At 56.2% G+C, this 13,112-nt stretch carries 14 protein-coding genes; 3 read left to right on the plus strand and 11 right to left on the minus strand.

The annotated features are described in order from the left end of the window. Positions 1 to 376 precede the first annotated feature (376 nt). Both OPIT5_00245 and OPIT5_00250 read right to left on the minus strand, forming a co-directional pair. Positions 377 to 829, minus strand: coding sequence for a hypothetical protein (locus tag OPIT5_00245; protein ID AHF94998.1), 453 nt, complete (start codon positions 827 to 829; stop codon positions 377 to 379). A gap of 29 nt (positions 830 to 858) precedes the next feature. Beyond that, on the minus strand, positions 859 to 1,329 hold the full coding sequence (locus OPIT5_00250) for a hypothetical protein (GenBank protein ID AHF94999.1): 471 nt from the start codon (positions 1,327 to 1,329) through the stop codon (positions 859 to 861). 36 nt (positions 1,330 to 1,365) lie between these two features. Between OPIT5_00250 and OPIT5_00255 the strand changes: the two genes are divergently transcribed. Next, positions 1,366 to 1,503, plus strand: a complete 138-nt coding sequence (locus OPIT5_00255) for a hypothetical protein (protein AHF95000.1) — start codon at positions 1,366 to 1,368, stop codon at positions 1,501 to 1,503. Positions 1,504 to 1,558: 55 nt separating this feature from the next. On the opposite strand, the gene OPIT5_00260 is transcribed toward OPIT5_00255, so the two are convergent. The 6 genes from OPIT5_00260 to OPIT5_00285 all read right to left on the minus strand — a co-directional run bounded on the left by OPIT5_00260 (position 1,559) and on the right by OPIT5_00285 (position 8,033). Beyond that, positions 1,559 to 2,077, minus strand: coding sequence for a hypothetical protein (locus OPIT5_00260; GenBank protein AHF95001.1), 519 nt, complete (start codon positions 2,075 to 2,077; stop codon positions 1,559 to 1,561). 228 nt (positions 2,078 to 2,305) lie between these two features. After that, positions 2,306 to 2,920 (minus strand): hypothetical protein, encoded by a 615-nt coding sequence (locus OPIT5_00265; GenBank protein AHF95002.1) that lies wholly within the window; start codon positions 2,918 to 2,920, stop codon positions 2,306 to 2,308. Between the two features lie 1,921 nt (positions 2,921 to 4,841). Next, positions 4,842 to 5,399 (minus strand): hypothetical protein, encoded by a 558-nt coding sequence (locus tag OPIT5_00270; protein ID AHF95003.1) that lies wholly within the window; start codon positions 5,397 to 5,399, stop codon positions 4,842 to 4,844. Between the two features lie 2 nt (positions 5,400 to 5,401). Further along, positions 5,402 to 6,706, minus strand: coding sequence for a hypothetical protein (locus tag OPIT5_00275; protein AHF95004.1), 1,305 nt, complete (start codon positions 6,704 to 6,706; stop codon positions 5,402 to 5,404). A gap of 3 nt (positions 6,707 to 6,709) precedes the next feature. Continuing rightward, positions 6,710 to 7,495, minus strand: coding sequence for a hypothetical protein (locus tag OPIT5_00280; GenBank protein ID AHF95005.1), 786 nt, complete (start codon positions 7,493 to 7,495; stop codon positions 6,710 to 6,712). 94 nt (positions 7,496 to 7,589) lie between these two features. Beyond that, positions 7,590 to 8,033, minus strand: coding sequence for a hypothetical protein (locus OPIT5_00285; protein AHF95006.1), 444 nt, complete (start codon positions 8,031 to 8,033; stop codon positions 7,590 to 7,592). Between the two features lie 155 nt (positions 8,034 to 8,188). On the opposite strand from OPIT5_00285, the gene OPIT5_00290 reads away from it, so the two are divergent. Both OPIT5_00290 and OPIT5_00295 read left to right on the plus strand, forming a co-directional pair. Beyond that, complete coding sequence (locus tag OPIT5_00290; GenBank protein ID AHF95007.1) at positions 8,189 to 8,362, plus strand: hypothetical protein; 174 nt, start codon at positions 8,189 to 8,191, stop codon at positions 8,360 to 8,362. A 36-nt stretch (positions 8,363 to 8,398) separates the two neighbouring features. Then, complete coding sequence (locus OPIT5_00295) at positions 8,399 to 8,719, plus strand: hypothetical protein (GenBank protein ID AHF95008.1); 321 nt, start codon at positions 8,399 to 8,401, stop codon at positions 8,717 to 8,719. Between the two features lie 268 nt (positions 8,720 to 8,987). On the opposite strand, the gene OPIT5_00300 is transcribed toward OPIT5_00295, so the two are convergent. From OPIT5_00300 to OPIT5_00310, 3 genes are all read right to left on the minus strand, one after another. Then, a complete protein-coding gene (locus tag OPIT5_00300; protein ID AHF95009.1) occupies positions 8,988 to 9,620 on the minus strand; it encodes a hypothetical protein in 633 nt (210 codons plus the stop codon). 295 nt (positions 9,621 to 9,915) lie between these two features. Then, on the minus strand, positions 9,916 to 12,672 hold the full coding sequence (locus OPIT5_00305) for a hypothetical protein (GenBank protein ID AHF95010.1): 2,757 nt from the start codon (positions 12,670 to 12,672) through the stop codon (positions 9,916 to 9,918). Continuing rightward, positions 12,659 to 13,102, minus strand: a complete 444-nt coding sequence (locus tag OPIT5_00310) for a hypothetical protein (protein ID AHF95011.1) — start codon at positions 13,100 to 13,102, stop codon at positions 12,659 to 12,661. Before OPIT5_00310 ends, OPIT5_00305 begins: the two co-directional genes overlap by 14 nt. Positions 13,103 to 13,112: the final 10 nt, after the last annotated feature.

Genomic DNA, 13,112 nt, shown 5'->3' on the forward strand with positions numbered 1-13,112 from the left:
GGTACCCGTACCGTCGGGTGCCGAACATCAATTGTGGCAGTTGCAGTCACGAACACCTTTTAAGATACATTGTTATGACTTGTCACATAAAAAAACTTTCAAAATGACACCTATTGTAACTTATTATCCTTTAGTATGTAAAGAATCATCCGATTCAACAAAGGACCCGGTGCAAGAGGGTTTCATCGACGTTTCGGTGGTAATTCCTGAGATCAGGGGGGAGGGGAATTCTCAAACCGCGAGATGTTTCCGAAACGTCAAGGTCGCCTCTCCTACCTCGCCGTTACGATTTCTGGCGTTGCATAAGTGCCGCCTTCCTGAAATGCCTCGCAGGGCTTCAATTGAAACTGCAACAGGGTGACCAGTTGCGTGCATTTCACGGTCTGGATCTACCCGACCGTTGCGTTTTTTGGGCTGTGGGGAGATTGGCACCGTTCGGCCCCTCGGTCTCGGGGAAAACTGCTTGGGCCCCGAAAAACTCGGATGCCATTGCGAAGGCCCCGATATAGCCCCCTTGGATAGGCGAATCTTCACCTGTTCCCGGGTCACGCCATAGCCAGATGCCTTCGATGCTGTCTTTCGCCGTCAAAACTTCCCCGGCCGGCCGAAAGATGATGGTCCCGAAACCCCGGTCAAAGTTGTCACTGATGAACCACTCGCGCTGGCCTTGGTACTCAGGCATGTGCGCCACCTTCCCGTCATCGAAATCGCAATAGACAGCCCTCCGGGCCAGTTTTGCGGTAAGCCCGGCTGCCATGGCCGACCGGATCATTGCGTCCTCTACCAATTCAACGACGCGTGGGACAACAGGCTTTGGGTCATTTTCCATAACAGGCAGTCCGGGTTCAGATTCACTCCTCAACGCGAACGTCTCACTGAGTACGAATGTTTTTCCGGAACCGGCAACGGCAATCCATCGGATACCGTCTCAGGTCCCGCTGGCTTTGGCTTGACATCGCCGATGTCTGAGACCACCTTTTCACCGCCAGCAATGGTTTCCAGCTCGGGATATTGAAGCCCGACCGAGTGAAACCACTGCTGGCTCTTTTTTTGGTGGTAATAAAGAACTCGCCCAGATTCTTCAAACCAGCGGGCAATCCTCTGATTGAAGCTCGCTCCGTAAACGCTTGCGATGATGTGAGCCAAGTAGGCGTTGACTTCCCTGTTAAGGCCCATCGCGACGAAAATCGGCCGTCCCTCACTGTCGTTGCGGTCCAGCATCACCACAACTGAATCACCCACCGTTTCAGACTGAAATACGGCCACAGGATGCTCGATGGCGTGATGAAGGGTGCGAAGGGTTAGCAATGTAATTCCGTGAATCCTCATGGCTTTTTTAATCACCGAAGGCGGCACAAAGACGGGGTGATCTTCAAATCCGACCCGCTTAAGGATCTCCGGAGTGCGTCCGAACAAAACCGGGCGGCGATCGTGAACCCCTTCGAGTGTTTCGCGCAGGCTTTCCTTCCATTGGCGGATGGCTTCGGCAGGGGTTTCAGGTAGTGGCTGGTTTGTGTTCAATGCTCCAGTGTCTGGCTCGGTTTGTTTGACGGTGCAGTTATCGGCTGCAAACGCGAGAAAGCCCCGCAGTCTTCGGAAGATCATCAGGCAACGCCTCCAGCGGTGTAATACACGCGATGTTGATGACAAACACACTGCTGGCGCTTCCGGGAAAATCATCATTCTCGGCAACACGAACGGCATCGTAACCCAACCGTTTTGCTGACGCCACCATCGGGGTTTCGTCAAAATCCATGTAGTGGACTGGTCCCCCGATTGTTTCAGCCACTTCCAACGCCTCCGTGAGTCGGACTCGTGTCGCGGAATCAATTCTCGGGTCTTTCAAGGTCTCCGTGATGATCTCAATCGCCACGCCGGCCTTTCTGGTGTCCGCAAGACGAGCGTACCTTAACACATAGCGCCGGGCCCCTGGAGCCTCGGAATAGGTGCTTTCGCCATCGATGCCGAAGTATGCGCCGCTGTCGTCAAATTCCCCTACCCTCGTGAGGGTCAGATCAATGTTTTCAGGGGGGGAGTGAATCATGATTTCTTCATTTCCGAAGCGATCGGCGAACATGGCCGTTCCGGTAATCCGATCCGCGCGGGGTCGGCAAACAAGCCCCTTCTATTGACGGGAGGAAGTTGCGAATGAATCCACTGACACTGTTGGGATATCGAGCCTTGATCATGGCCTTGATTTCAACGTCCACGTTTCCTGATCGAGGTCGATGGTCGTGTGGGGCGAATTTCTTTTGAGATTTCCCGGAAGAGGCCGGACATGCCCCCTCGGGGGGGCATGGAAATATCAAAAACGGTAGGTGACAGACAAATTCACACTCGGGCGGGCGTAGGTCGTATCCTTCGAGAGTGTGAGATCTCCATCCCCGATCCCTTTGTACTCCTTGTTGTCAACCCAGAGAATCCGTCCGCCAAGATCAAATGACCAATTTTTCGTAATTGAATAACTGATACCAGCGGTGATTCCGTAGGTGAACAACCAGTTGGAATCAGATCCCGTGCTATCTGGGCTTGGCGTATCCAGCGTGAACTTGTCATGAATCACCCCCACCGTCGCACCGGCTGAAAGACTCCAAATCTTTGCTTCGCCAAAAGCGTAAGTAAACCGGTAATTCACCAGAATCGGTACCTGTTTCTTCTCGATGTCGAACTCGGAAAAATTCCAATGCCCGTCAGCCTTAACATATCCAACTTCAAGCCCGACACTGTGGGCGTCGGTGATATTGAGACCCACTTCGACAAATGCACCCACTTCCCAATCTGAAAAGTCGTCGGCGGTACCGATCGCCTTAAACTTCGTCACATCGGCACCGGCCCGGGTGAAGACCTCGGCGGCATGGGCCGTGGCGCTCGCGAGCGCGACAGCAGAGAGAATGGACACAAACAGCGTGGTGCGTTTCATATTTATCCTGAGTTTAGGTTGAGGAATTGCCGGTGTAAGGAACGGCGACAGGTGCTAGCAAAACTACTTCGCCAACTAGAGCAAGAAATTTTTCAGATTTCAGAATCGCTGCCATCCCGCCGGAGTGTAAAGGTAACGAACCCCATCCACTACGTGAAGTTGCCCGATTGTCGGATTCTCCGGGAAAGTGTTCGTCGGTGCCGGTTCGGTCGGATCAGTGGGATTTGTCGGGGGTGGCCCCGGATCGGTAACGCCGGCGATGAGGTTGCGAGTGGCGGTGATGACGACGCGTGCCTCGTCCGACGAGGACACAAGCGGCAACGCGGCGGCGGACGCAACACGGCCGGCGGACCCGGCTTCCGAGAAATCGGACGAAGTTCGGCCGCTGAGTTGAATCGAGGAACCCTGCACGTCGATAACGACGCCCGGCTGCGCTACACCCACTGCAAACGTCACGGATGCGGTTGCAGGCAAGTACATGAACGTGCCCGGGAACGATGCGGTCACGGTGACATTACCGTATCCTCCTGCCAAAGAAACGAGGCCTGAACCGGAGTTGATCGTAGCTACCCCTGAAATGGAAAAGGTGGGTGTAGTGCCGGCATCCGTACTCCACGAGATGGCGAACGGTTGGGAATCCACCGGCTTTGAACCGGGATTCTGGAGCACAACAGTCTGATCCAGTTTCGCCAGGAATAATGCCGTCACGGAACGACTACCTGTCACAAGAAATGTGATACCCGGGGACGGGTTTGCCGCGGTTGCGCCGGGACCGTTCTGATCACCGGAAAAGCCGGCAAAATAGCTATCACTCCCCGCTTGCGGTGTAAGCGTGCAATAAGTGCCTTCGGCATAGGTTCCACCACCGGCTACCGAGCCATTCCCGACGATCGTCACGCTGACCGAATACAAAGTTGGCGGCGGTTCGTTGACAGTGATGGTCGCGGTCGCAGTGTTCGAGACGGCGTAGCCATTGCCTGCGGGACTCATCACCGTCACCTGGTAGGTTCCGGCCGAGTTGAATGTGACTGTCTTCGTCGTTCCGTTCCCCCCTGCCAGACCGCCCCAAGTGTAATCGTTCTTCCCGCCCGATGCGGTAAACGTCACGGAATCGCCCGCCGTAACAGTCCTCGATGCCGGACTGATCGTAACAGTTTGCGCGACAGGAACCGGTACGGTAACGGAGACGATAGCTGTGGCGGTATTCGATGCGGCGTAGCCGTTGCCGGCGGGACTCATCACCGTCACCTGGTAGGTGCCAGCGGAACCGAATGTGACCGATTTTGTGTTCCCGCTCCCGCTCGCCGATCCGCCCCATGTATATCCGTTTTGCCCTCCGGAAGCAGTAAATACTACGGAGGTTCCAACCGCGACAGAATTGGATGCGGGCGAAATTGTGACAGTAGGGTGGACCACCGTTCCGGCATACACTGACACACGGTATCTGTACCATCGCACAGACGGCCGCCCGTTCATGCCCGTGTAAGTGCTACGTGTTATGACATAGTAGAATCTATTATTATATTTAACTAGATGATAACGGTATACATGATCCGACATGCCGCCAGCATCACCTCGGCCTAGTGAGACCGTGAACCCAGCATCGGTGGTTACGGTATAAGTATAGTTGTCTTTCACCGCCCCCGAATCCAAGACTTGGATCTCGGTATATACACCCGAGGCCTCGGGAAACCCCACGCTGGCAAGACTGGTACTGGATCCCTCAACGACAAACCCCGAGGAGGAACGGTATGCCTCACCCTCAACACTGATTGCGTGAACTGCCGTTATGAGCCATGCCCATGCAGCGACAAAACACACAGACCGAATACCTTTATTCATATCACCTCCATTCTTTGTTATTCCTTGTCCATTCTTTGAATTTTCAAGAATTAGAACCCCTGTCTAAACCAATGACAAGTCAATCTCCCGGTAGTCGCAAAGGTCTGCGGCCAGTCGCAAGTGCCTTCTGACCCGAGGGGAGAGGGATGGAATTCCCCGCCTCCCCGTCCACGTCGATCGCTGCGGATTCGACTGAATCGACAGGGGAACTGTCAGGAAGCGAGGCGTCGTTGATAACTTCGAAGTTACCCGGCACCGCCTTCTCCGGCGAAACCGTCCTGTGCCTGCCCAGAACAAAATCCACCGCTGCGAGTATCGACTGCGAAACGGTACCCTGGATTGCCTGCTCCGCCGAGGAAGCTTGCAACGCATCGCCGACCCGCGTGGCAGCAGAAAACTTGCTCCTCCGCCGCGGCGTCCGGATCTTGTCGGCAGCAGCTCGTGCCTCGGCCCATGCGATGTCCGGATCAACAGCCTCGCAGGGTTTCATGCCCTCGATGCTGATCCGCTCCGCAAACTCGCAGGCCTTCTCCTCGATCTCGCGAAGTGCGTCGGCAATAGCTGCGCGAACTTCTGCCCACTCATTTCGGTCTGTGTTGCTTTCCCGGTTTCCATCATTCATTGTAATGTATCTCATTTTCAGTTACGTTTGTCGGCCAGTGTCGGCGGATTGGCTGCGACTCCACGGACACTTCCCAAGGCCAGCATGGTCAGTCCCGATCCTCCGCCGGATACCCCTCCCGCCGCTCCTGCCGCCGGGGTTGCACTACCGCCGGCACTGGCTGCGGGCGCAATCTTGCTGATTGCGGAAAGCGCCGCCGGAGCCGCGGCGACAGTGGCTGCGCCAACCAGCAGCTTGCCGGCGGTGCCAACAGTGGTCTGCACGCCTTTGCCCATGAAGGCGGCAGCGAACTCCGCCCCGGTCGTCAGCGTTTTCGCAATCAGCAGTGGTGCAACAAATGCCACCAGCAAGATCCAGAGAAACAGACCCAGCAAACCCAGCGCCAGGCAGGAGGACTGAAGGAAGGACATCGAGGCATACGTCCCGAGGTTTGCCAGCCCTTCCCCATTCTCGATGGAATTATTGATCACCGCCATCGACGACTCTCCTGTCGCAACACGCAGCCACAGATCGAAAAGCTCGATGGTGATAGCATGCCCGAGAGCCCACCCGATTGGCCACGCGCATATGCCGATCAGGGTCAGGATGTAGTTCCATCCTGCTGACCGCATATGTTCCGTGGAGAGGAACCCGATGAAGAGGGGGAGGAGGCAGGCTCCGACCACGAGCGCCAAATACCTGAATGCCTCCATGCACCAGATGATGAACATCGACGCGATGATTCCGAGCAGCAGGACACCGATAACGAGAACCGCCAGACCCAGACGCGCGATAGCCATGAACAGCCGGGACAGAAACTGGCCGAGCCTGTAAAACCAGTCCGATAGCGACCAGAACGACAGTTCCTCGGCTTCGTCTGCGGTTTCCCTGACGGTATCGCCCGATGTGGCGGCCTTGATCGACCCCTCCAGCGTGCTGGCATCCTTTCCGGCATCCTTGCCCTCCGGTTTCGAAAAGACTTCCATCGGGTCCGGAAACTGCCTGGCGCGCTCCCAGAGCTGAGTGATGAGCGACCCGGAGGAAACCGGCGCGTCGATTTCGGCGGGAACATTGGCAAAAACGCTGGCGAGAATTCCAAGAATCTGACCCCCGGCGAAAATGAGGATACAGAGAACGAGCGTTCTCACGATCTCCCCCGTCGCTTCCATGCCCCTTTTACCGACCTCGGCCATCCTTTGGGAATGCCCGAGGAGAAGGAAAGCTCCGCCGGCAAACTGCATCAGGTGGCGGAATCCCTCAAGCACTCCGGGATGGCGCGTCATCAGGCCATCGAAGAGGGCTTGAGGCTGCATATCGAGGAGAACTCTGTACGTCTCTGTCATGACCTACCTGATACGTGAATAATCGACTCCAAACGGATCACCCTGAACTTTCTGGTTCCAAGTTTCGGTTTTTGCACTGGCTTCTTCGGCGGACTTCCTAGCAGCTTTTTCCAGATTGGCGGCATCAGCCTGCCGCTGCGCATACCGGACCACCGCCGACTCCCTTGCCTTGCGCTCCTCGTCTGCTTTTTCCATCTGGTGCTCAATGATGAGGGCCTGCTGCTGCGCGGCTATGGCTTCGGTCTGGGCCTGCACGGCCGCTATCTGCGCCGCAGCCGCCTGCTTTTCACTTTCTGTTTGAGCATCGAGAAGAGCCTTGTGGGCAGCCGCCAGTTCCTTCGCCGCTTCGGCGCGGGCCTCGTTCTGCTTTTTGATCTCTGTCCGTACCCCCCGCGAGATGCCCTCCGCGGCGTCAAGAGCCCGGTAGAGGTCAACATTCCCGCGATAAGTTTTCCCATAAGAGTCAATCTGTCTCTGCAAACGCTGAGACTCTGTCCACACCCGCTCCCACGCCTTTACCGCATAATCGGCGTCGTCCATCGTTTTGTAGACTTCACCCTTTACCCCGGAATAACTGGCATCGTTGCCGAGAATCCGGTCGATGGATTGAGAAATCCTTTTCAGGTCCGATATGCTTTTGATGGCAACCTTCGGATTGCCGGCAAAGTCGAGAAGTGTCTGCGCATTCCGGACCATTTCGGTGGCCCGGGAAAGCGTGGCGGCGGTACTGGCGGCGGTTTTGGCCGTATCGGCCAGAATCATCGGGTCGGCCACCTTGGTCACCACCACGGAAAATGCAAAGGCGGGATTTGCTAATAAAACAAGAATGCCAAGACAGGCAGGGCATCGCATCGGGAGTCCGGTTTTTGTATACATTTATTGATTACGGTTGGCGAACAGGTTCGTAGATCGGCACGGCAACCGTTTCCGGGGCCAGTTTGCGCCCGTCGGCGGTTGTCCCCTCCTCCTCCCAGGAATAGTATCGAAGTACGCCTTCGCTTTGCCCGGTTGGCTTTTCGAGGGCCTGCTTGGACCAGTAGAGACGTTTAACCGCGTCACTCGATCCAAGGATATAGCCCTCATCCAAGCCTCGCCGGTAAACCTCCCCGTCCTCGCCGAGGACAAGCATGGAACCAAGCGCGCCGGCACCGGCGCCGATCAATGTACCGGCCGCGCGGTGCTTCTCGCCTCCGATCGCATAACCGGCACCGGCACCCGCCAATGTCGACCCTGTGACAATGGCACTTCTTTTGTGGGTGCTTGAACATCCCGCCCCGGCAAGAATGACAAAGACGAGGACAGTCACTGTTTTGAATATGCAGTTCATAGGTGAGCAGGCCGGGTTGCCGGCCGTATTTCAGGCAGAGGTGTAACGTTCGCACATCCGGTTGCGACCGACGCCTCGAATTTTCTGATAGCAGCTAGGAGATCGCTATCACGACTCCTGTCAGCGCAGCTACTCTGAATGAACGAGCGAACGGTTTGCCGAAGGCTCTGCGAGTCGACGAATACATCCAGACCGAACTGTTGGACCAGATCGTCAGCCTGTCGGGCAGCGACATCGGTATCCGGATTGTTTATACAAATTTCGATCAGTCGGCTGTAAAGTTGATTTCCACGGGACTGAATGCCTTCAGCGACGGCTGCCTGGCGTAATTCTTCGGTGAGAAGACGAAGGCCGTCTTGCCGCTCATGTTCATAACCGGCCCTGCGCTCCCAATCCGCTTCACCCACGAGGGCATTGTTGTGATTGTCACGGATACAAACAGACTCACCTGGATACATCGGCAACCAGGCTTCAAGCTCCCGAACCGCCTCCGATGCACTCCGACAAAGGATGCTGTCGTTTTTTTCGACCAATGTCTGGGGAAGGACAGAATATCGGGGTGTTTCGGCGAGATACTGCGTTCTCCACCTGTCCGAGTCTGCGACCAGCTCTACGGGATCGGCCGATGCGAACAACAATTTCGGATCACCGAGGGCATTCCGATGCAGATCAAAACCGGACCATGATTGGTAAACACAATTTCCTTCAAGGTCATACCCGATTCCGTAAGAAATAAATCGATCATCAACGACCCACTTGCATTTGTCCAAATACCGGCGGCCGTCCAACGCCACAACGGAACAAAGAACCGGATCAAGACCTGAATCTATAAAAGACACCGGTTCGATCCGGGACATGGAATCAAATTCTGCCCTCAATCTTGCGACAGTTTCTTGTGACGAAAGATTATTGTTTTCAGGCATGTTTTCGAGTCTTGCTTCTGCGGATACGAGATTACCGGTGATAAGCCGCCCCGTGGGCGTTTGCGGATGCCGTCGGCAGCGGCTTGCGGTTGCCGTCCTCTTCTCCCGGGACGGCAACCCGCCCCGGTAATTCATGACATCCCGCCAGCGCCTTCTCCACTTCTCCGAAACTGTCCACAACTAGCGAAAATGCCTTGTAGTATTTCTCGGCAATTTCGTTATTTTCTTCGGAACCGAAGAGATAATCGTCAGTAACCAGATCTCGCGAGGATTTCGCAAGAGCCTGCATGCTCTCATTGAGCTGTTCCAGCATGAGCGCGTTGCGACGCAACAGCATAAACCTGCCCTCGTCGCCGGAAGTCGTCAGGGTGTGAGTCACGGTCGCTTGGCCATAACCCCTTGCGCCGGCAACGTAGCGGACAACCAGCGATTCGGTTTCAGGCAAAGCTGTCAAGGCCTGGCAGGCACGTTCGGCATCAGGTTGAAAGCTTCTGGCAAATTTCAGCGCCGTTAGGCATTCATCCAACGTAAAAATCCCCTCCCGGCCATCCGGGCCAAGAGGGAACTGCCTGTTCCAGGCATCTTCCTCCCTGCCGTATTTCCTGCCCACGTCGCGGATGGTGTTTATGTGAGTCTGCACGATGGATATTATCGTATTATTCATGACATTATGGATTCCAGTGGGGTGCGCTGCTGCGGGTTTAGTACATAGTAATCAAGGGGCGAATACCGGACGATGCGCCGGCTATCCTTTGCAGGATCAACCTCAACTATGCACAAGGTTCCTCCGGTCTTGCCTTTCACCTTGTCAAAAAGGCGCTGCGCCATTCTGCGCGCCGCTTGGATCGACTTCCGTCGATGGTATACCTTCTGACCGATGCAAACAGTATAATGCAACGATTCCTTCAATGATGCCCGGGACATGTCCTTTGCGGGAGAGAGAAAAACCTGTGACAAACTCATGCGGCCTTCTCCTTTTGCCCAGTCGACTCGACAGCGGCATAAACTCCATCAACCGGGTCCTTGTATCCAGCGAGCTGGTTTTTTTTCTGGTCGAAGATCTCGCCGTTCGACGAGACCACGTACAGCGACGGGGCGTCGACCTCGAAGCGAACGGTTCCGCATGTCGCGTTCCCGTTCCCCTCGTTGGAAAAGAGCGTGCAATAGCTCGCACGTACTCCCCGCTTCTGGTGCTCCAGCAGGGGGTGCGAAAGAACAGCCCGCTGGGCCGCTTCCGGCAGGCCGATTGCCTTCGCAAGTTTCCGGACCTCGTTCAGCTCGTTCTGGCGGAATATAAGATGCTGCTTGCATTGTCCCATCAGGACAGCCGCTAGGGCAGGGTTTATCTCCTCGATCTGGCTGATGGTCTGGAATGCCCCTACAAAACAGGCCCGGTATTTGCGAAGCTGGGCCAGCATCTCCATCATGTGCTCGACCGCGCCGGGGATCAGCGCGAGCCGGCGCAGTTCATCCAGCATCATCACCTTGTAGGCAGCTCGCGGCATCGTCATGATGTGCTTGCGGGCCATTTCCGGGAACAGGAACCCGGCGACCTCTTTCAGCATTCCGTCCGACAGGTAAGACGTATCCAAGTGCAGTCCCTTGCCGAACAGTGGTACGTTGGTAACTCCGTCGATCAGGCCGCCTATCTGGCCCCCGAAGCGAAGCCCCTGCCCGAGTGACGTGGAAAGCATGGTCAGAATCTCAGCCACGTTGCCCCTCTTGTGGACAGAGAGCCGTCCGGATTTCATCATGTCGCAGAGACCGGCCCATTGCGGGTATTCATCCGGCGCAAGCTGCGAAAATACCATTGAAAATACGTGGTCCCTGGACTTGGGCGATGTCTGGTACTCGATCAGTTCCGCCTCGGAAAACGAGGCCAGCAACGCCTTTGCCTCGTCCTGTCCGGATTCCTGCAAGGCACGGAATTTCAAATAACCGTCGATCGCGTCGTCCTGGGGAGCGCGTGACCTTTCGCAAGCCATCGCCAGCCTCGTAATGTTCATCCATCGATCCTCGTCCCTGTCCTTGAAGTCCTCGGCCGTCTCCCGAAACAGCAACGCGGTATATTGTCCGATCAGGTTTTCGCGGTCCTTGTTCTTGTCCTCATCGGAGGACAGGCCGACCAGTTTCATGGCAGTCTTCGACACGGTGGCAATGTTGCCGCTAGTAAGCGGCAGCCCGAATGTGTCGAAGGGGTTGAGCGTATAGTCAGCCGACTCGCGCATCGCGAGGCTCGGAATCCCGCGGATGAGAGCATAGGTGGCGAAAGCCATCCCTTCTTCCTGGATGTAGGTATAATCCAGCATGTGCTCGACCTGCGAAAGGCAGTCGATCATCGCCGCAGTTTTTCCCGCACCGTTCACTCCGGTAACAGTCGTGGATTGGGGAACATGGCCGGTACCGGCAAAGAGTCGCAGCCCGACGACGCCTCCACCCGGCGAGTCATAGAGCGCTTGGGCTTCTTCCAAGTGCCCGGTGAAAGTTGCGGAAACGGGGGTGAAATCGGCAAGATTCAGGTTCTCGCAATATTTGTCCCAGCCCCGGTAATCGCCGGCAAGGTGGCCGGGCAGGGTTTCCAGAAAGAGATGCCGGGCACGAACCGGGTCATTGACTTCGTGATACCCGAGACCGCTCAGCCTCCCCAAGGCTCCCTTCGTAGCCAGCGCCTGGGCTGACAATTTTTCGAGTGAATCCGCCCACACTCTCACGACAGTCAGAACCTTGAAAGGGATGACCGCGGATGAAACGAGGGAGTTGATCCGGGCAAGTAGAAGCCTGCCCTGTTCATCAAGGCCTGCCGACTTCGCCATCGTAAGAGACTTCTGGATCTCATCCAGCTCCTTCCTCAGCCGTTCGATTTCTACATCAACCGGCAACGGGAAGATATTCTGTGTTATTGAACAGTTGCGGTCATTCGCATCGAGGAGGTCCAGCATCATTCCAGGCCGCGTCTGTGAAGGAAGTCGGGTGACGACGAACATGGCATGGTAGTGCCCATCGAACAGCAATCCGGTGCCCCGTGATTCACCGTAACCGTAGGGAAAGGGCATGACATCAGATCGAAGGCAGTTTTCCCGAACAGAGCGGGTCCGGTCCAGTTCACCGAACACGTCCCCGGAGGCGATGGCATGAACTTGGGAGGGATTCAGGAATCTGCGAAGATGCCCCGCATGCCCGGCGTCATCCATCATCGTCCAGCGAGCGATGGGGAACGACATCTCCATTTGTCGCATTCTGGTTTCAAGACCGCGCAAGGCGCTGCGCAGATAGCTTTCGCGCGCGGCGCGCGAGTGCATCGAAACCCCGCGAAGATCCGCGCATCGGTGGGCAAGATAAAGATACACCCTTTCGCGCCGAAGTCCCCCTCGTTTTATCATCTCCCGATAGAAATCCACGCGGTTGTTCCTACGGTCCCTGCACCATCGTGTCATTTTCGCGCTTGTCTCCGTCTCCTTCTCAAAGGCGTCGAAGTCTGCATGATAGTCATCCTCGACCGACCACTGGATCTGCATGGCGCTCTGCGCCGTCAGCCCCGACAGCAGGCCCAGAATCTGGTAACGAAGCGCAAGCAGGGTCCGTGTGTCAGCGGTTCGCATATCCGGAACCTCGATACGGGCCCCCTTGCTGAAAACGGTATTCGCGTTCAGGTCATCGCCCCACCAGAGGGCGTCGCTGTCAATCCAGCCGGAGGGAAAACCGCTAAGGAGTGGCATGGTTATCGGTCTGGTTGTTTTTTCGTTTTGTTCCCGAAGTACCCGCGAGGGCCTCAAGGCGTTCCTGCAACCGCAGCATCGGATGGATACTGCCGGCATATGGCTCCGGGTCCGCCGCAAGGGTCAGTCGCGGGCGAAGGCTCGGCACGAATGGCAACCAACGCACCGGAGGCCGGTCGAAATCCGGCGCAAGGGCAAGCACACGCGCAAAGAAATCCCGCTGCGTATCAGGCAGCGCATTCTCAACGAACATTTTTATGTAGATGTGAGCCGCGACGAGGGGAGCAAGCACGAGGATCAGCGCCGCCGACCAGTGCAGAAAATCCAGCAGACGCATCGAAAACGCTATCCCCATAAGTGCAGTCCCGAAAAGCCCGAACCAGAGAGGCTTCAGATCGTAGAAGGGAACGTTGTAGCCAAAGTTGTTCATCGCCGGCTTC

This window comes from Opitutaceae bacterium TAV5 (assembly GCA_000242935.3).
In the GTDB taxonomy this organism is placed as follows: Bacteria; Verrucomicrobiota; Verrucomicrobiia; order Opitutales; family Opitutaceae; genus Geminisphaera.

Coding starts and splice junctions, on each gene's coding strand:
- OPIT5_00245 (AHF94998.1), bottom strand. CDS start 829: ATGGAAAATGACCCAAAGCCTGTTGTCCCACGCGTCGTTGAATTGGTA.
- OPIT5_00250 (AHF94999.1), bottom strand. CDS start 1,329: ATGAGGATTCACGGAATTACATTGCTAACCCTTCGCACCCTTCATCAC.
- OPIT5_00260 (AHF95001.1), bottom strand. CDS start 2,077: ATGTTCGCCGATCGCTTCGGAAATGAAGAAATCATGATTCACTCCCCC.
- OPIT5_00265 (AHF95002.1), bottom strand. CDS start 2,920: ATGAAACGCACCACGCTGTTTGTGTCCATTCTCTCTGCTGTCGCGCTC.
- OPIT5_00270 (AHF95003.1), bottom strand. CDS start 5,399: ATGAGATACATTACAATGAATGATGGAAACCGGGAAAGCAACACAGAC.
- OPIT5_00275 (AHF95004.1), bottom strand. CDS start 6,706: ATGACAGAGACGTACAGAGTTCTCCTCGATATGCAGCCTCAAGCCCTC.
- OPIT5_00285 (AHF95006.1), bottom strand. CDS start 8,033: ATGAACTGCATATTCAAAACAGTGACTGTCCTCGTCTTTGTCATTCTT.
- OPIT5_00295 (AHF95008.1), top strand. CDS start 8,399: ATGTTCATAACCGGCCCTGCGCTCCCAATCCGCTTCACCCACGAGGGC.
- OPIT5_00300 (AHF95009.1), bottom strand. CDS start 9,620: ATGAATAATACGATAATATCCATCGTGCAGACTCACATAAACACCATC.
- OPIT5_00305 (AHF95010.1), bottom strand. CDS start 12,672: ATGCCACTCCTTAGCGGTTTTCCCTCCGGCTGGATTGACAGCGACGCC.
- OPIT5_00310 (AHF95011.1), bottom strand. CDS start 13,102: ATGAACAACTTTGGCTACAACGTTCCCTTCTACGATCTGAAGCCTCTC.